Below are 16,961 nucleotides of genomic sequence, written 5' to 3' on the forward strand. Positions count from 1 at the left end.
TATGGGGTAAGCGAAAAGATAATTTGCCCCGGCGTAACAAACCGGGACAAATATGCTTGATAATGTTACTGCAGCAAGAATTTCTCCAGAAACTGTTGCGTACGCGGTTGCTGCGGCGCGGTGAAGAGCGTTTTCGCCGGTCCCTGCTCCACGATGCGTCCCTGATCCATAAAGATGGCGCGGTCAGCCACATCCCGGGCAAAGCTCATCTCGTGAGTGACAATCACCATCGTGCGTTTCTCCTGCGCCAGCTGACGAATGGTGTTCAGCACCTCGCCCACCAGCTCAGGATCGAGCGCCGAGGTCGGCTCGTCAAAGAGGATCACGTCGGGACGCATGGCCAGCGCACGGGCGATGGCGACGCGCTGCTGCTGGCCGCCAGAGAGCCGCCGGGGATAGCTCGTCTCTTTGCCGGAAAGCCCCACCTTCGCCAGCAGCTCACGCGCCCGGGTCGAGGCCTCTTCCCGGGATTCGCCTTTTACGATGACCGGACCTTCAATAATGTTCTCCAGCACCGTACGGTGCGGAAAGAGGTTAAAGTTCTGAAACACAAACCCGACGTGCTGGCGCAGGCGGCGGATCAGCCCTTTCTGCTGGCTGAAGGATCGGGCGGTATCGATGGTAATATCACCCACACGAATGGTTCCCCCCTCCGGCTGCTCCAGCAGGTTGATACTGCGCAGCAGCGTGGTTTTGCCCGAGCCGCTTGGCCCGATAATCGCCACCACTTCGCCCTTCTGCACCTCCAGATCGATGCCATGCAGCACCGTCTGTCCGTGAAATTTCTTTACCAGGTTTTTGATGTCGATTGCGCTCATTTCGGATCTCGCTCCTGGCGGTTAAGCTGATTTTCAAAATAGTTTTGCAGTGCCGAGAGCACCGTGGCCATTACCCAGTAGATCAGCGAGGCGGCCAGATACATGGTAAAGACCTCCAGCGTGCGGGAGGTGACCAGCTGCGCCTGACGGAACAGCTCCGGCACCTGGATAGTGGCCGCCAGGGAGGTATCCTTCACCAGGCTGATAAAGCTGTTGCTGAGCGGCGGTAACGCCACCCGCGCCGCCTGGGGGAGAATTGCCCGGCGAAGGGTTTGCCAGGGCGTCATGCCGATGCTCGACGCCGCTTCCCACTGGCCTTTATCAATGGACGATATCGCCGCGCGCAGCGTTTCAGAGGTATAGGCCGCCGTGTTAAGGGACAAGCCTATCATCGCCGCCGGGATCGGATCCAGCTCAATGCCAAACTGCGGCAGACCGTAATAGATCATAAAGAGCTGGGCGATAAGCGGCGTACCGCGAAAGATTGAGATGTAAAAACGCGCCAGCCAGCGCACCGGCAACAGGGGGGACATGCGCATCAGCGCCAGCACAAAGCCCAGCACCAGCCCAAAAAACATACCGCCGATACTGAGCTGGAGGGTGAATACCGCCCCCTTGAGCAGATAGGGCAGTGAATCGATAACCAGTTGGATACTTTCTTGCATTATTCTTTTCGACCCAGTCAGACGTGAGGATGATAAGCGAAGAGCGCCGGGGCGCCGCCGGTGTGGATAAACAGAATGGGCCCTTCATCCTTAAAGCGCTTCCGGGCAATACCGTCAATCAGCCCCGCCATCGCCTTGCCGGTATAGACCGGGTCCAGCAAAATTCCTTCCAGGCGCGCCAGCAGTTTAACCGCCTCCATCCCCGCTTCGTTAGGTGTGCCGTAGCCCGGCGCGAAATAGTCATCCCACAGCATGATATCCGCCTTCGCCTGCAGCTCCAGCCGCTGCGCCACCTCCTGCTGGAGCGTGACCACCTTCGGCTTCTGATCCGCGACGCTTCGCGACACGGTTACGCCAATCAGCTCGACCTCCGGCATCAGCTGTTCCAGCCCGACGGCCAGCCCCGCGTGGGTACCGGCGCTGCCCGAGGCGACCACCACCGAGGAGATCGTAACCGCGCCTTCGCACTGCTGGGTAATCTCCAGCGCGCTCTCCACGTAGCCCATTGCGCCCAGCGCGTTCGAGCCGCCGACCGGGATCACATAGGGACGAAACCCCTGCGCTTCCACCCGCGTGGCCAGCTCCTCGAGCTGGGCGGCGGGATCGATCAGGGCGTCACACATCTCCACCTGAATGTTAAAGAGATCCAGCAGCAGGCGGTTGCCGTTGGTGAGGTAGTTTTCTGCGCGCGTGCCGATCGGGTTTTCCAGCAGCGCCACGCAGTTCAGCCCCAGCTTCGCTGCGACTGCCGCCGTCTGGCGGACATGGTTAGACTGAATGGCGCCGGCGGTGATGAGGGTATCGGCCCCTTCCCGCAGCGCATCCGCCGCTAAAAACTCCAGCTTGCGAAGCTTATTACCGCCCATCGCCATGGGGGTGACGTCGTCACGCTTAATAAAAATATCGCGCCCGATATAGTCAGAAAACCGCGGCAGATACTCCAGCGGCGTAGGCGCGCCAATAAATTCAAGCCGCGGAAAATGCGTTAAATTCTGCAAAGACATGAAACCTCCTGTATCCCTGTTCATTTTTATTATGCACGCTGGTGCGGCAGAAATAAAAAAGGCGCTTTTAAAAGCGCCTTTTTCGCAAAGCCTGGCTTACTGAGTGACGTCAGCGCCGAACCACTTCTCGGAGAGCGCCTTCAGGCTGCCATCTTTCTGCATCTCTGCAATGGCCGCGTCGATCGCTTTCAGCAGATCCTCGTTGCCTTTGCGGACCGCGACGCCCGCTTCCTGACGGGAGAAGGCATCGCCAGCCACCGCCAGGGTATTATTGGTTTTCTTGACCAGATCCAGCGCCGCCAGACGGTCAACCAGAATGGCGTCGATACGGCCTACGCGCAGATCCTGGTATTTGGTCGGGTCATCATCGTAGGTACGAATATCCACGCCCTTCACGTTCTGGCGCAGCCACTCTTCGTAGTTGGTCCCCAGCCCAACGCCCACTTTCTTATCTTTCAGATCGGCGGCGGACTTGATGCTGCCCTCGTTGCCTTTCTTCACCAGCGCCTGGATACCGGAGACGGTATAGGGGGTGGAGAAATCATATTTTTTCTTCCGCTCGTCGGTAATGGTGACCTGGTTAATCGCCACATCAATGCGTTTGGAGTCCAGCGACGCCAGCATACCGTCCCATTTGGTCGGCTTGAGGGAGGCTTTGACGCCGAGATGTTTCGCCAGCGACTCGGCAAATTCCACCTCAAACCCGGTCAGTTTGCCATCGTCACCCTGGAAGCTGAACGGCGGATAGGTGCCTTCCAGTCCTACCAGCAATGTGCCGCGCTCTTTAACCTTGTTGAGCAGCCCTTCCGCCGCGAACGTTTTCACGCTCATTCCTGCGACCAGCGCCACCGCCATGACGCCCATCAGCGCCTGTCGACCGAGAAGTGCAAGTTTCATAGATACCCCGTGATGTGGAATTTCTGCGTAGTGTAGAGCCTTCGCCCGGAACCACAAAGGCGACTGCGCTACATCTTATTCATTTTTAATATATATCAGAAGTTGCCTGAGTCGAGAGTTTTTGCATCAACCGCCCCGGCATTTGTGCTTTATATTGCGCGTACTTACGCAGCGCGATGCGGTAGTTGTTGGTGCTGGTGGGCGGCAGCCAGGGCTCCAGATTTTCATCCAGATAGCCTTCGCGCAGCAGTTCGCGGGAGACATTTTTTAACGTGAGGTATTCCCCGAGACGACGCAGGCGCACCACATACTCGCGCACGGTGCCGTGACTCATCTCGGTTTGCTCGAAGAGAAACTGCTTAAAGCCGATGATATCGAAGAAGTCGCTCTGCTCTTTGCAGTGCAGATCGCCGCAGAAGCGGCAGAGCGCCACCCACTCTTTTTGCTCTTCAAGCCATGCCGCTTCATCCATTAGCGTGTCGAGACGGGAGATGGCAATTTTATTGACGATTTCGCCCCGGCGCACCAGCGTGATGCGATCGAGCAGCTTTTTACAGTGGGCGCAATGCGTCTGGCTGTGTTTAAAGTCTTTGAGGTAGCGGCTTAAAGGCCGTCTTTTTGGTTGCTGCACCGTCATGATAACTCCTGGGTTTCAATACGTTGTGCGGCATTTTTCGGGCGAGTGTTCACCTATAGCTTACCCAGCTTTGTACGTAAGCGTTTAATGGCCTGGCTGTGCAGCTGGCTGACCCGCGACTCCCCTACCTCCAGCACGGCGCCAATCTCCTTGAGATTGAGCTCCTCCTGGTAGTAGAGGGTTAACACCAGCTGTTCGCGCTCCGGTAACGCTTCAATGGCATCCATCACGCGCTGGCGGAGGTTACTTTCCAGTAACTGGTGTAACGGGTTTTCCTGCTGATGTTCATCGGTAACCAGCTCAATGCTATCGCCATGCTCTTCCCGCCACTCGTCATAGGAGAAGAGCTGGCTGTTATTGGTATCGAGCAACATCTGGCGATATTCTTCCACCGGGATGCCCAGACGGTCTGCCACTTCGGTCTCCGTCGCGTTACGTCCCAGCTCCTGTTCAAGCTGTCCTAATGCCTGTGCCACTTCGCGCGCGTTGCGGCGAACGCTGCGCGGCACCCAATCACGACTGCGCAGCTCGTCCAGCATCGCACCACGAATACGCTGTACTGCGTAAGTCGTAAATGCCGTTCCTTGCAGAGCGTCGTACCGGTCAACTGCGTTCAGCAATCCGATACCGCCTGCCTGTAGCAGGTCGTCAAGTTCAACACTCGCCGGCAAGCGCACCTGAAGGCGCAATGCTTCGTGACGCACCAACGGAACATAACGCTGCCACAGCGAGTGTTTATCCATTACCCCTTCAGCGGTATAGAGTGAAGTCACGATAAACAGCCCTGCGTTAATTGAGTTATCGGCATGATTATCCGTTTCTGGAGGGGTTTTAATCGGGTGAATAGTGGGTGAAATGGGGGGTTATTTAGCAGTTTTAGCGCGACTGAAACGAAAAAACCCCGCCGGAGCGGGGTTTGAGCAAGCAAAAGGCGATTAGCCCTGCAGCAGGGAGAGGATCTGCTGTGGAACCTGGTTCGCTTTAGCCAGCACGGAGTTACCCGCCTGCTGGATAATCTGCGCTTTAGACATGTTGGACACTTCGGTCGCATAGTCGGCGTCCTGAATACGGGACTGCGCTTCAGACAGGTTGGTGGTGGTGTTGTTCAGGTTGGTTACCGCGGAATCCAGACGGTTCTGGATAGCACCCAGGGAAGAACGGAATTTGTCGATAGTGCTAATCGCATCATCCAAAGTTGCCAACGGATCAGCCGTTTTGGAGGTTTTATTCTCAGTGCTGTATACCCCGTCAGCGCCTTTATAAATGTCTTTACCAGCACTGTTAGTAATTTTGCCATCTGCTTGTGCATAAAAGGTTGATACAGTATCAGTATCTTTTGTTAAGGAACCATCAGCGATAAAACCATCGCTTGTACCAGCAGCAGTAACACTATACACACTACCACCAATAGTAGCACTATAAGCTTTACCCGTAAAAGCAGTCGCTGAGACAGTTGCGCCTTCGATATTGACGGTACCAGTATCACCAGCTGCAGTATATTTTACACCCGTATCAGTTGTAATAGTCGTCGGAACTGCTGCGCCACCACTGTCTTTATTCTTCAATAATCCATCAAGTGTTGCTTGATCTGGTGAACCTGCAGTATTTTTAGTCAGGTTACCAGTGGAATCTAAATACAACTGATCGCCATCACTGGATTTAATATTACCAGCATCGTCAATAACTACATTCTGTTTGGTGCCACCAATGTCAACAGAAGCTGAAACTGTCTTGCCAGCTGCTGGAATCAGATTTGCTGCAGCATTAGCTTGGGTAACATCAGTCGCCGTATATGAGAACGTCTTAGAATCTGCGTTGTAGGTATAAGTAGTTCCTACTGCGGCATCAGCGAGGCTAGTTGCACCAGTCGCAGTGATCTTATCACCTGTTTTCAACGCAGCCAGGATGTCTGCAGTTGCCGCAGCTTTATTTGCAGTAGTTTTAGTATACGCAGTACTCCCATCAGAAGAGGTCAGTCCTTTGACATAACCATCTTTAACAAGCCCATCGGCAGTAGCTGAAACACTGGCCTTATCTGCACTGCCATTCACGTTAAAACCAGTCAGGTTTAATGTGGAAGAGTCAATTTTTTTCAGGTCGATAGTGATGGTCTGGCCATCATTTGCGCCAACCTGGATTTTCATGGAACCGTCTTTCGCCAGTACGTTCACCCCGTTGAACTGGGTCTGACCGGATACGCGGTCAATTTCGTCCAGACGGGATTTGATTTCGTCCTGGATAGAATCCTGATCCTGCTGGGAGTTAGTACCGTTCTGAGACTGTACGGTCAGCTCACGGATACGCTGCAGGTTGTTGTTGATTTCAGACAGCGCGCCTTCGGTGGTCTGCGCAACGGAGATACCGTCGTTGGCGTTACGAGCCGCCTGAGTCAGGCCTTTAATGTTAGAGGTGAAACGGTTAGCAATCGCCTGGCCCGCAGCGTCATCTTTTGCGCTGTTGATGCGCAGACCGGAAGAGAGACGCTCAATGGCGGTAGACATTGCCGACTGGTTTTTGTTGATGTTGTTCTGAGTGATCAGCGAGAGGCTGTTGGTATTAATGACTTGTGCCATGATTACGTTTCCTGTGTTACAAATCAGAGTTTCGAGTCGGGCTTCCACCCATCGGCTTCATCGCCGTCAAAGGTGTTATCGTCTGGCGCAAAACAACCTTTAGAATTTTTTTGCGATCGTCAGTGATTTTTTTAGCCACGGAAATATCCCTCTCTATACGCCTTATTCCCGCCATTAAAAAACGCGATTCAACCGTAAACTTTGCGCAGTTCAGGCCGATAACCCTTCTATTCGTTCTACGTGTCGATAGATTAAGGAATTAAGATGGCAAGTATTTCTACGCTGGGAGTTGGTTCGGGTCTGGCTTTGGGAGATATTCTGGACAGCCTGACCGCTGCTCAGAAACAGCAGTTAACGCCGATTTCAAATCAGCAGTCTTCCTATACGGCAAAACTTAGCGCCTACGGCACGTTGAAAAGCGCGCTGGAAACGTTCCAGACGGCGAATACGGCCTTAAATAAAGCCGATCTCTTTACGGCAACGTCAACCACCAGCAGTTCCACCGCCTTTAGCGCCACCACCTCCGGGAACGCCATCACGGGGAAATATACGATTAGCATAAGCCAGCTGGCGCAGGCGCAGACGCTCACTACAGGCACAACGCAGAAAGACAGCAAAGCCACAATTGCAACATCAGACAGCAAAATTACCATTCAGCAAGGCGGCGATAAGAAGCCCGTTACTATCGATATCAGCGCCGCAAACTCGTCGCTGAACGGCATTCGTGACGCGATTAACAAAGCCGATGCCGGGGTTACCGCCAGTATTATTAATGTCGGGAACGGGGAATATCGCCTCTCCATTACCTCCAAAGAGACGGGCGCTGCCAATGCCATGACCATCAGTGTCAGCGGCGATACGGTCCTGCAAAGCTTTATGGGGTATAACGGCAAAAAAGATGACAATTCAAACGGAATGATCGAAAGCGTCACCGCGCAGAACGCGATGCTCAAGGTCAATAACGTTGATATCGAAAACAGCAGCAATACGATTAGCGACGCGCTGGAAAATATTACGCTTAACCTTAACGACGTCACGACCGGCAACCAGACGCTGACCATTACCAGCGATCCTTCGAAAGCGAAAAAAGCGATCACCGACTGGGTGGATGCCTATAACTCGCTGCAGGATACCTTCAGCAGCTTGACGAAATATGTGGCGGTTGACGCAGGCGCGGACGCGCAGAGCAGCAGCAACGGCGCCCTGCTGGGCGACACCACGCTGCGCACCATCCAGACGCAGCTAAAAAGCATTCTGAGCAACACCGCCAGCAGCTCGTCGATCAAGACGCTGGCGCAGGTGGGGATCACCTCCGACCCGAGCACCGGCAAGCTTAAAGTAGATGATACAAAACTCACCAACGGGCTTAAAGACAGCTCAGCCGGTATTAAAGAGTTACTGGTGGGAGATGGCAAAAACACCGGGATGACCACCACCATCGCCACCGATCTGACGAGCTGGCTCTCCAGCACCGGTATCATCCAGGCAGCGAAAGATGGCGTCAGCAAGACGCTGAATAATTTAACGGAGCAATATAACGCCACCAGCGCGCGTATTGATTCGATGGTTGCCCGCTATAAAGAGCAGTTCACGCAGCTGGACGTCATGATGAACTCGCTCAACTCCACCAGCAGCTACCTGACCCAGCAGTTCGAAAATACGAACAGCAAAAACTAATCTGACCCGAGGGGGATAACATGTACGGCGCAAAAGGCACACAGGCCTATGCAAAAATTGGGGTTGAAAGCGCGGTGATGAGCGCCAGCCAGCATCAGCTGGTCACCATGCTGTTCGACGGCGCGCTTAGCGCGCTGGTGCGGGCGCGGCTGTTCCTGCAGGACGGCAATCTTCCGGCGAAAGGCGAAGCGCTCTCGAAGGCCATCAATATCATCGAAAATGGTCTCAAAATTGGCCTTGATGAAGAGAGCGGCGACCAGCTGGCACAAAATTTAATCAGCCTCTACGCCTACATGGTTCGCCGTCTCCTTCAGGCCAATCTGCATAACGACGCCGGGGCCATCGAAGAGGTGGAATCGCTGCTGCGCAACATCGCAGACGGCTGGAAGGAGTCCGTTGGTATGCCAAACCTAATTCAGGACGCTGTCTAATGAGCAACGCACCGCAACTGTATACCCTGTATCAACAGCTTCTCGATCAAAGCACGCTTATGCTGCGACTGGCCAGCCAGGGACTATGGGATGAGTTAATAGCCTGTGAGACGGAGTATGTCAGTGCGGTGCAAAAACTGTCCGGCCTGACGCAGACGATGCAGCCTTCCCTGCAGATGCAGGAGCAGCTGAGGCCGACGCTGCGCGCCATCCTTCATAATGAAAGCCAGGTGAAAGCGCTGCTGCAGGTCAGAATGGACGAGCTGGCAAAACTGGTCGGCCAGACCTCCATTCAAAAATCGGTGCTGTCAGCCTACGGCAATCAGGGCGGGCATATTCTCGTTCCACAGCAGAACGCCGAACTTAACCCATAATTTTCCCGGCATACGAGTATCTTATGCTGCGTATGCCGGAAATTTTGCGCTTCGTATTCCATACTTGAGACTCATAGACTCAGGAGATGTTGTATGCGCAACCCCACCCTTCTGCAATGCTTTCACTGGTACTACCCCGACGGCGGGGAACTGTGGCCAGAAGTGACTGCCCTTGCGCCTAATCTCAACGAAATTGGTATCAATATGATCTGGCTCCCGCCCGCCTGTAAGGGCGCAGCCGGGGGCTATTCGGTCGGCTATGACTCCTACGATCTCTTCGATCTGGGCGAGTTTAACCAGAAAGGAACCATTGCCACTAAATATGGCGACAAAGCACAGCTGCTGGAGGCGATTAACGCGCTAAAAGCTCACGATATCGCGGTGCTGCTGGATGTGGTGGTCAACCACAAAATGGGCGCCGACGAGAAAGAGGCGGTGCGGGTCCAGCGCGTCAACGAACAGGACAGGACCCAGATCAATGAGGAGATCATTGAATGCGAGGCCTGGACGCGCTACACCTTCCCCGGCCGCGCCGGGAAATATTCGCAGTTTATCTGGGATTACAAATGCTTCAGCGGTATTGACCATATCGAAAACCCCACCGAGGACGGGATCTATAAAATCGTCAACGACTATACCGGCGACGGCTGGAACGACCAGGTCGATAACGAGATGGGCAATTTCGATTACCTCATGGGGGAAAACATCGATTACCGTAACCGCGCGGTGACCGAGGAGATCAAATACTGGGCCCGCTGGGTAATGGAAGAGACCGGCTGCGACGGCTTTCGTCTCGACGCGGTAAAACATATTCCGGCCTGGTTTTATAAAGAGTGGATCGAGCACGTGCAGGAGGTGGCGCCTGAGCCGCTCTTTATCGTCGCGGAGTACTGGTCCCATGAGGTGGATAAACTGCAGCGCTACATTGAGCAGGTCGACGGCAAGACCATGCTGTTCGACGCGCCGCTGCAGATGAACTTCCATGAAGCGTCGCAGCAGGGGCGCGACTATGACATGAGCCAGATTTTTACCGGCACGCTGGTAGAGGCCGATCCGTTCCACGCCGTGACGCTGGTCGCTAACCACGACACGCAGCCGCTGCAGGCGCTGGAAGCGCCGGTGGAGGCCTGGTTTAAACCCCTCGCTTACGCCCTTATTCTGCTGCGTGAAAACGGGGTGCCGAGCGTCTTTTATCCCGATCTGTTCGGCGCCAGCTATGAAGATACCGGCAGCGACGGCGAAACGTATCATATCGACATGCCGGTTATTGAGCAGCTCCACGAGCTGATCCTGGCCCGCCAGCGTTTTGCCCACGGCGTTCAGACGCTCTGGTTCGATCACCCTAACTGTATCGCCTTCAGCCGCAGCGGCACCGCGGAAGATCCGGGCTGCGTGGTGGTATTGTCCAACGGCGACGCGGGCGAAAAAAGGTTACAGCTGGGGGAAAACTACGGCAATAAACGCTGGCGGGACTATCTGAGCAACCGGGAAGAGACGGTCGAAACTGACGAAAACGGCGAAGGGGTCTTTACCTGTAACGGCGGCAGCGTCAGCGTCTGGGTACTGGAAGAGGTCTTATAACGGGTTGCCGGGGCGGAAAAACCGCACCCGGCAGCATGATTCAGGGAAGCGGGCTGGTGAGCGGATTTTTGCCAAGATAATCCGCACACTCCACCGTAGGGCGATCAACGCGCTGCAGCTCCATGCCGTCATACTCCAGCACGCCATCGTCCAGGTCGAGCGAATAGACGTCGCGCTTGCTCGTTACGTTATAGTAATCGTCCGAGCGCAGCATGATTTTGCCCGGCACCGCGATCACGCGCTGCCACTGGCGGCAATCGAGCGTATCGCCCTCTTTCGTTACCACCAGCGTCGCGATCGCCTCCGGGCTTACCATCGCGCTTTGCGGCCCCATTGACTGCCAGTACCCCACCAGGCTTGCAGGGGCAGGATGTTTCACCACATCCTCATATCTGTCTACCTGCACACACCCGCTTAATGTCATCAGCGCGGCCAATATTGCTATTTTTTTCATCATCTTTCCCGCATGCGAAGAAAAAAATATTGTGGCATTAAAGCGGCCATGCTGCCAGCGAAATGGTCGGGGGGTTATACCTGCATGCTCATGACATGAGCATACATTTTTCATAAACGACAAAGATCGTCCAAGAGCGCGCCAAATAACAGATGGTAACAGTCGTCTAAAACATCAATCGTCTAAGTTCACCTTAGATCGAGTGCTGTTTTATGTCCCACCCATGCCCCATCACATCACTGGGCAGTCGTCATCATCCTTGATGCGGTTGATGAAGTAAGTGACCCGCCCCAGCACCTCCACATCAGCAAGTGCCTCACCTTCTATCGCTTCTCCGTCATCAGTGATTAATGCGCCACCCATCAGCTTAGCGAACTGCGTTCTGCAGTCTGAGAGTATGAGCAGCACATCGGATGCGCATTTACTTGCTGCAGGCTCTATGACAGCGTAACCAGTATCTGTCTCGAGTATTCTTGTCTGAGCGCCGACACCGCATACATCAGTCGGCATTAATGAGCGCTCTACGTAGTCAGTAGCAGGAGACGGAAAGCCCATCAGTGCACCCTCCCCATATTTCGTAGCATCCAGAGACGGTTATCGCTGTGCTCAGGAGTTTTGTCTACGAAGTCGGGCTGGTATCGCTCTATCCATTCGTTCGCATCGGTTAGCGTGAAATGCCATTTGCGTTCACGCAAAGCGTCCACAAAATCCTGTGTAGTCAGCCACCTGTAACCTTTTGGGTTGATCTGCACTGCGCTGATGAATGCCTCTGTCTTGTCCTTTTCTCTCGCCATGATAACCTCCGATAGATACTGTATATTAATACAGTATTACTGATCGGCGGTGTCGATCAACTGAGAATAGGATGATAGACTTCTGCATTCACGGAAATGATTGATTTGAAAAATGTTAAAACTATTCTTGAAGTACACATCTATCGGCGTAATCAATACCCTGATTCACTGGGTAGTTTTCGCGATTTGCATCTACGGGCTGCATACAAATCAGGCCCTGGCTAACTTCTATGGTTTCGTGATTGCTGTGTCGTTCAGCTTTTATGCAAACGCCAGGTTCACTTTTAATTCTCAGACTACTACCATGCGCTACATGCTCTATGTTGGTTTTATGGGCTGTCTGAGCGCTGTCGTTGGCTGGTCAGCTGACAGATGTGGCCTGCCGCCAATAATAACTCTGGTAGGCTTCTCTGCCATCAGCCTTGTATGTGGGTTTATTTATTCTAAATTCATTGTCTTTAGGGATGCGAAATGAAGATTTCTCTGGTCGTTCCTGTTTTTAATGAAGAGGATGCTATTCCTATCTTCTATAAAACAGTTCGGGAATTTGAAGAGTTAAAGAAGCATGAAGTTGAAATTGTATTTATCAACGATGGAAGCAAGGACGCTACAGAATCTATTATTAATACGCTAGCTGTTTCAGATCCGCTTGTGATACCCCTGTCATTCACTCGCAACTTTGGTAAAGAGCCTGCACTATTTGCCGGGCTTGATAGCGCTACCGGTGATGCGATTATCCCGATTGATGTGGACCTACAAGACCCTATCGAAGTTATCCCGCATCTCATAGAGAAATGGCAGGAAGGCGCTGATATGGTTCTGGCTAAGCGCTCTGACCGCTCGACGGATGGCAGGCTGAAGCGTAAAACCGCTGAATGGTTCTATAAACTCCACAACAAAATCAGTAGCCCGCAGATCGAGGAAAACGTTGGTGACTTCAGACTGATGTCCCGAGAAGTAGTTGAAAATATCAAACTCATGCCAGAGCGTAACCTGTTTATGAAAGGTGTACTGTCATGGGTTGGTGGGCGAACTGATGTTGTCGAATATGCTCGTGCGGAACGTGTCGCAGGGAATACTAAATTCAACGGATGGAAGTTATGGAACCTTGCACTTGAAGGGATAACGAGCTTCTCCACCTTCCCTCTTCGTATGTGGACTTACATCGGTCTGTTCGTTGCTGGAATGGCTTTCATGTATGGTGCATGGATGATTATAGACACGCTTGCTTTCGGAAACCCTGTTCGTGGCTATCCTTCACTGCTTGTTTCTGTCCTTTTTCTTGGAGGGGTTCAACTGATAGGAATTGGTGTTCTTGGAGAATATGTTGGAAGGATTTACTTTGAAGTTAAAAAAAGACCTCGCTACATCTTAAAAGCAAACAGGAAGTAAACGGATATTTATATGAATAATATGAAATACAACTCGCTATGGATGATGACTGCTATATTCATAGCTTCTTTTTGTGCAATTGTTTTACGCAGACCAGACATCATATTCAATGCGCAACCATGGGCAGAGGATGGCGTAGTGTGGATGCAATTCATACATAACGAAGGATTCTTTTCTACGATATTCGCACCACAGAACGGATATTATCAAACTATATCCAAGCTAGTTTTTGGATTTGCTCTTCAGTTTGGCTTAGAAAATGCTCCATTAATTGCCAATGTTTGTGCGATTTCTTTGCGTTGTTTCATGATTATGTTTCTTCTCTCATCGAGATTTAAAAGCATCAATATATGGTATAGGTTCGCGATGGTAGTGTATTTCATTGCGATGCCAAATATAGATGAAGGATACGTAAATATAACTAACGCCCACTGGTATCTTTCTGTATACCTTATGATGGTTCTAGTAGCTGAAAAACCAGAGACTAAATTAGGCGATGCCCACGACTTTTTAGTTCTTTTTATTGCTGCACTTAGCGGCCCTTTCATCGTATTTGTTGCTCCATGCCTGTTTATTAAAAGATGTTATGAAAGGGGCGGCATCTGGAATGCAATAAAAGGGGTCAATTCTTTTGACATTATAGCTGCCGCCCTGACACTTATTCAGGTTGTAGCCATTCTAACAACATCCAGCGAAAACAGAACAGCTGCACCTCTTGGTGCTAGCTTCTCTTTATTGTCGGAAATAATTAATTACAGAGTAGTGGTTGGTACTTTTTTTGATAATGTTAAAACGCAAATCATAGATGCCAATTCAGCATTAAACATTATCAGCTTTATTGTTTTGACTATTATCCTCGTTATAATGTTCGTCAAGGGTAGCAAAAACATGAGAGTCTGCATGCTATTCCCTGTGATAATGATTTCATTTTCTCTTGCGCGCCCCATGATGGCGAATGAAGCTGAGCAATGGCCTGTATTTCTTTACCCGGGCGCCGGTCAGCGTTATTTTATCGTAACTAATATATTCTTCTTTGCTTTTGCTTTGTATGTAATACATAGATTAACTGGCGGCAAGTCATTATCAGCATTGTTGCTATCTGCCCTGCTTGTCCCTTTGTACGCATCATATTTCAATATTTACCCCCTCAAAGACATGGCATACAAAGATCAAGTTATGAAATATCATGAGCTTAATAAAGGAGAAAGCATCATGATACATATAAACCCAGGATGGTCATTTAGTCTTATTAAGAAATAGAACAATAAGCGCCCTTTAGGGCGCTTATTGTTGTAATTTTCAACAATTTTTTTCATAATAGTCTAGCTGCCGCGAACTTGTAATGCGCAACATTGCAAAGCCCACATAAGTAGATATTGTATGAAGGGTTCTATATAGTTCCTAGAGCCCCTTCAGAGTTACCAAAGTAATCTCCTCCTTCAATCTCAACATTCCAGTAAGTTACCGGGGATGATGTGGGCCATGAGAGAGCGAAGTTGAGATATAAGCCGCCCACCATCCCAGTGCTTGCTGGGATACTTGCCATTCCAGCATTGAAGTCTTTGATTGAATCAACAGGCATGTTGGCTGCGAACGAACCAGCGGATACTGTTGTGGGTGTCGCGGTACTTAGTACTGCTGTAACTGTAGGTATGTTGCCTGATATGTTGCAGAAACTTGGTATTACCCGGAAGTTAACTCCTGAGCCGTTGCGAATCACAAGCCCTTCATAAGCATGACCATCAGCACTAACAATTCTAATTTTTGCAAATCCACCATTAAAATACACGCTAAAATCTGATTGCGTCACACCACTTCCTGTAGGCAGCAAAGCTTGAGGGCAACGAAGGTGAAACGAATTCAAAGCAACTGCAGTAGGAATAGAAGTGATACCTGACGGGCTAGGTATCTTCTTAGAGTGCGTGACACGAATTTTCTTTTCATCTTGCAGCCATAGGTTATGCGCAGCAAATCCAACTGGTACAGGATTAACAACTATTGCATTAACATAGCAATCGCTAGTTGTAGTGCCATCCTGTTTGTTAGCAATAGTGATTGTATGCCATCCACGGCCAATAATCCTTCCGAGGTACTGTGTGGCTCCATCAGTATAAGAACCATTAGCACCAATTGGACCTGGAACAAAACCTGTACCTATTTCTGTGGCAGTGCTATAGAAAGGGGCCTGTGTATCGCCTCGTAAGTAATAAGGGACTGCAGGCTTGTCTGGAGTTCCTGTAAACCAGTTGGTATCCCGCATTAAAACATAGCAATCCCCCTGAACCTTTCCAGTAATGTTTGCTGCCGCCGCATCAAGAAAGAATGAGAATGTGCATAATGCCGCCTGATTTGCAGGTAAAACTCCTGTAGTTTTCGCGCGTGTCCATGAGTCAGCAGGTGAAACATTAATATTACCTTTTGCATCGCAGTAAGCATAGTTATCCATACTTACACCAGGATACATATATGTCTCATTCGATATCTTATCGTATGTAGTAAGAAGTCCCCCCCCCCATAAACATTGAAACAAGCTGATGTGCGTGAGTCGCATAACCCATACTATTAAAATGCAGGGTATCTGAAGAAATGGCACCTCTGTGGCGTGCATATACGTTTTCTTGAGGGTCATATACTTGGCATCCATATAGTGTTGCCAGATTGCGCATGCGCTTTGACCAAAGAAACCATGCTGCGCCAGGACGAGGTCCGCCTGAAGGAAGGGTAAACAGCACGCACATTCCCCAGTTTATGAGCCTTCTGATCAGCTTTTCCATGCTATCCATATAAACATCTAGCGTAGAACCACCATCGGCGTCATTGACGCCAAGCATTATTATTGCCACATCACAATTAGGATTAGTCTGCCAGTCAGGATTATTCAAGCTTTGAATTGCTGTATACCCAGAAATAGCCCTCACAGTCTTTGTTACATTGCAACCTGATTGTTCATTAATAAAATCAACAAACCTCTGTGGGAATGTTGTTGTTGCATGTTTAGCATTATCTGTGCCATCAATCGGATTAGCATCTGTGGAAACCATATCGTAACCAGCAGTAAGCGAGTCCCCCTGAAATAAAACTTTAAATGTTCCTCTTGAATGAACAAGATAATCAATGCGGCTAAATCCAGCTATGTTTTTTGCTTTATATTCCCCAGAGTCTACTGCGACCAGCCATTCCTGAACAGTTCTTCCATCCTCAGCCCTGACAAGTGATGCACCAGAATTTGAGTTCAATTGTTTTCTAAGTACATCGCTGACATCAACTGGCTGCCATTTCCCCTCACCAACTCCGCCTGCAGATTTAGGACTGGACCCTGCTGGCACAGTTTTTGGCAAAGTTTCGAGGTCATCCCACCTGTACCAGATATTTGTGCTTTCGTCCTGCAAAAGGTCGCCAGCTGCTGTCACAGTACCACCGCCCTGGAATGTACCTTTCAGATTCCAGCCAAGATTGTAAATCTGCTGTAGTACAAGCTGCTTAAGGCCTTCAATGGTGTAATGCTCATTACCGAAGCGGTCAACATAAGTGTTTACCAGTGAGGTAACGAACTCGTCAATTTTCCCGGCGTTAAACTTCAGGTCTTGCGGCTTTTCGCTGGGTACTGGCAGATTAGTTGGTGTAGTGCTCATAATTTTTCCATAAAAAAACCCGGCACGGTGGC

Annotated in this window: 18 protein-coding genes; 7 read left to right on the forward strand and 11 right to left on the reverse strand. The window is 50.8% G+C overall.

All coding sequences use genetic code 11. From position 1 onward, the window contains the following. Positions 1–65 precede the first annotated feature (65 nt). The 7 genes from tcyN to BN3796_RS17085 form a co-directional block, all read right to left on the reverse strand. Positions 66–818, reverse strand: a complete 753-nt coding sequence (gene tcyN, locus BN3796_RS17055) for an L-cystine ABC transporter ATP-binding protein TcyN (RefSeq protein WP_061709550.1) — start codon at positions 816–818, stop codon at positions 66–68. Continuing rightward, positions 815–1,483 carry a cystine ABC transporter permease gene (gene tcyL, locus BN3796_RS17060; RefSeq protein WP_061709551.1) on the reverse strand — a complete coding sequence of 223 codons (669 nt, stop codon included), beginning with the start codon at positions 1,481–1,483 and terminating at the stop codon, positions 815–817. The genes tcyN and tcyL overlap by 4 nt, the downstream gene beginning before the upstream one ends. Positions 1,484–1,500: 17 nt before the next feature. Then, complete coding sequence (dcyD, locus tag BN3796_RS17065; RefSeq protein WP_061709552.1) at positions 1,501–2,487, reverse strand: D-cysteine desulfhydrase; 987 nt, start codon at positions 2,485–2,487, stop codon at positions 1,501–1,503. Between the two features lie 96 nt (positions 2,488–2,583). Then, positions 2,584–3,384: a cystine ABC transporter substrate-binding protein gene (gene tcyJ, locus BN3796_RS17070; protein ID WP_061709553.1), complete on the reverse strand. Its 801-nt coding sequence runs from the start codon at positions 3,382–3,384 to the stop codon at positions 2,584–2,586. Between the two features lie 85 nt (positions 3,385–3,469). Beyond that, positions 3,470–4,021 (reverse strand): flagella biosynthesis regulatory protein FliZ, encoded by a 552-nt coding sequence (gene fliZ / locus BN3796_RS17075; protein ID WP_061709554.1) that lies wholly within the window; start codon positions 4,019–4,021, stop codon positions 3,470–3,472. Between the two features lie 53 nt (positions 4,022–4,074). Beyond that, entirely contained in the window at positions 4,075–4,794 is a 720-nt protein-coding gene (locus BN3796_RS17080; RefSeq protein WP_061709555.1) for an RNA polymerase sigma factor FliA, read from the reverse strand. Between the two features lie 162 nt (positions 4,795–4,956). Further along, the gene (locus BN3796_RS17085) at positions 4,957–6,594 is read right to left on the reverse strand and encodes a FliC/FljB family flagellin (protein WP_061709556.1); all 1,638 of its coding nucleotides are present in this window, start codon (positions 6,592–6,594) and stop codon (positions 4,957–4,959) included. A gap of 264 nt (positions 6,595–6,858) precedes the next feature. Between BN3796_RS17085 and fliD the strand changes: the two genes are divergently transcribed. The 4 genes from fliD to amyA all read left to right on the forward strand — a co-directional run bounded on the left by fliD (position 6,859) and on the right by amyA (position 10,657). Then, the gene (gene fliD / locus BN3796_RS17090) at positions 6,859–8,271 is read left to right on the forward strand and encodes a flagellar filament capping protein FliD (RefSeq protein ID WP_061709557.1); all 1,413 of its coding nucleotides are present in this window, start codon (positions 6,859–6,861) and stop codon (positions 8,269–8,271) included. Positions 8,272–8,291: 20 nt separating this feature from the next. Then, positions 8,292–8,702, forward strand: a complete 411-nt coding sequence (gene fliS / locus BN3796_RS17095; RefSeq protein WP_061709558.1) for a flagellar export chaperone FliS — start codon at positions 8,292–8,294, stop codon at positions 8,700–8,702. Beyond that, entirely contained in the window at positions 8,702–9,076 is a 375-nt protein-coding gene (gene fliT, locus BN3796_RS17100) for a flagella biosynthesis regulatory protein FliT (RefSeq protein ID WP_061709559.1), read from the forward strand. The genes fliS and fliT overlap by 1 nt, the downstream gene beginning before the upstream one ends. 93 nt (positions 9,077–9,169) lie before the next feature. Continuing rightward, entirely contained in the window at positions 9,170–10,657 is a 1,488-nt protein-coding gene (gene amyA / locus BN3796_RS17105; RefSeq protein ID WP_061709560.1) for an alpha-amylase, read from the forward strand. 40 nt (positions 10,658–10,697) lie between these two features. Here the strand turns inward: amyA and yedD are convergent, their stop codons facing one another. Together yedD and BN3796_RS17115 are read right to left on the reverse strand one after the other, a co-directional pair. Then, entirely contained in the window at positions 10,698–11,111 is a 414-nt protein-coding gene (gene yedD / locus BN3796_RS17110) for a lipoprotein YedD (protein ID WP_061709561.1), read from the reverse strand. 231 nt (positions 11,112–11,342) lie between these two features. Beyond that, positions 11,343–11,666 (reverse strand): hypothetical protein, encoded by a 324-nt coding sequence (locus BN3796_RS17115; protein ID WP_061709562.1) that lies wholly within the window; start codon positions 11,664–11,666, stop codon positions 11,343–11,345. Positions 11,667–12,017: 351 nt separating this feature from the next. On the opposite strand from BN3796_RS17115, the gene BN3796_RS17125 reads away from it, so the two are divergent. Genes BN3796_RS17125 through BN3796_RS17135 form a run of 3 tightly spaced genes read left to right on the forward strand, consistent with a single transcriptional unit; the run spans position 12,018 to position 14,557 of the window. Next, positions 12,018–12,380 (forward strand): GtrA family protein, encoded by a 363-nt coding sequence (locus BN3796_RS17125; protein ID WP_061709564.1) that lies wholly within the window; start codon positions 12,018–12,020, stop codon positions 12,378–12,380. Continuing rightward, positions 12,377–13,297, forward strand: a complete 921-nt coding sequence (locus BN3796_RS17130; RefSeq protein WP_061709565.1) for a glycosyltransferase family 2 protein — start codon at positions 12,377–12,379, stop codon at positions 13,295–13,297. Before BN3796_RS17125 ends, BN3796_RS17130 begins: the two co-directional genes overlap by 4 nt. Positions 13,298–13,309: 12 nt before the next feature. Beyond that, positions 13,310–14,557 (forward strand): hypothetical protein, encoded by a 1,248-nt coding sequence (locus BN3796_RS17135; RefSeq protein WP_061709566.1) that lies wholly within the window; start codon positions 13,310–13,312, stop codon positions 14,555–14,557. A gap of 130 nt (positions 14,558–14,687) precedes the next feature. Here BN3796_RS17135 and BN3796_RS20775 read toward each other — a convergent pair whose 3' ends face one another. Both BN3796_RS20775 and BN3796_RS17140 read right to left on the reverse strand, forming a co-directional pair. Next, positions 14,688–15,743 (reverse strand): hypothetical protein, encoded by a 1,056-nt coding sequence (locus BN3796_RS20775; protein WP_148381816.1) that lies wholly within the window; start codon positions 15,741–15,743, stop codon positions 14,688–14,690. Between the two features lie 37 nt (positions 15,744–15,780). Beyond that, positions 15,781–16,929 carry a GDSL-type esterase/lipase family protein gene (locus tag BN3796_RS17140; protein ID WP_061709567.1) on the reverse strand — a complete coding sequence of 383 codons (1,149 nt, stop codon included), beginning with the start codon at positions 16,927–16,929 and terminating at the stop codon, positions 15,781–15,783. Positions 16,930–16,961 lie beyond the last annotated feature (32 nt).

Origin of the sequence: Pseudenterobacter timonensis (assembly GCF_900021175.1) — a bacterium.
In the GTDB taxonomy this organism is placed as follows: Bacteria; Pseudomonadota; Gammaproteobacteria; order Enterobacterales; family Enterobacteriaceae; genus Enterobacter; species Enterobacter timonensis.

Bases quoted from the DNA above. Each gene is read 5' to 3' on its own strand.
- tcyN (WP_061709550.1), bottom strand. From the start codon at position 818: ATGAGCGCAATCGACATCAAAAACCTGGTAAAGAAATTTCACGGACAG.
- tcyL (WP_061709551.1), bottom strand. From the start codon at position 1,483: ATGCAAGAAAGTATCCAACTGGTTATCGATTCACTGCCCTATCTGCTC.
- dcyD (WP_061709552.1), bottom strand. From the start codon at position 2,487: ATGTCTTTGCAGAATTTAACGCATTTTCCGCGGCTTGAATTTATTGGC.
- tcyJ (WP_061709553.1), bottom strand. From the start codon at position 3,384: ATGAAACTTGCACTTCTCGGTCGACAGGCGCTGATGGGCGTCATGGCG.
- fliZ (WP_061709554.1), bottom strand. From the start codon at position 4,021: ATGACGGTGCAGCAACCAAAAAGACGGCCTTTAAGCCGCTACCTCAAA.
- BN3796_RS17085 (WP_061709556.1), bottom strand. From the start codon at position 6,594: ATGGCACAAGTCATTAATACCAACAGCCTCTCGCTGATCACTCAGAAC.
- fliD (WP_061709557.1), top strand. From the start codon at position 6,859: ATGGCAAGTATTTCTACGCTGGGAGTTGGTTCGGGTCTGGCTTTGGGA.
- fliS (WP_061709558.1), top strand. From the start codon at position 8,292: ATGTACGGCGCAAAAGGCACACAGGCCTATGCAAAAATTGGGGTTGAA.
- fliT (WP_061709559.1), top strand. From the start codon at position 8,702: ATGAGCAACGCACCGCAACTGTATACCCTGTATCAACAGCTTCTCGAT.
- amyA (WP_061709560.1), top strand. From the start codon at position 9,170: ATGCGCAACCCCACCCTTCTGCAATGCTTTCACTGGTACTACCCCGAC.
- yedD (WP_061709561.1), bottom strand. From the start codon at position 11,111: ATGAAAAAAATAGCAATATTGGCCGCGCTGATGACATTAAGCGGGTGT.
- BN3796_RS17115 (WP_061709562.1), bottom strand. From the start codon at position 11,666: ATGGGCTTTCCGTCTCCTGCTACTGACTACGTAGAGCGCTCATTAATG.
- BN3796_RS17125 (WP_061709564.1), top strand. From the start codon at position 12,018: ATGTTAAAACTATTCTTGAAGTACACATCTATCGGCGTAATCAATACC.
- BN3796_RS17130 (WP_061709565.1), top strand. From the start codon at position 12,377: ATGAAGATTTCTCTGGTCGTTCCTGTTTTTAATGAAGAGGATGCTATT.
- BN3796_RS17135 (WP_061709566.1), top strand. From the start codon at position 13,310: ATGAATAATATGAAATACAACTCGCTATGGATGATGACTGCTATATTC.
- BN3796_RS20775 (WP_148381816.1), bottom strand. From the start codon at position 15,743: ATGGATAACTATGCTTACTGCGATGCAAAAGGTAATATTAATGTTTCA.
- BN3796_RS17140 (WP_061709567.1), bottom strand. From the start codon at position 16,929: ATGAGCACTACACCAACTAATCTGCCAGTACCCAGCGAAAAGCCGCAA.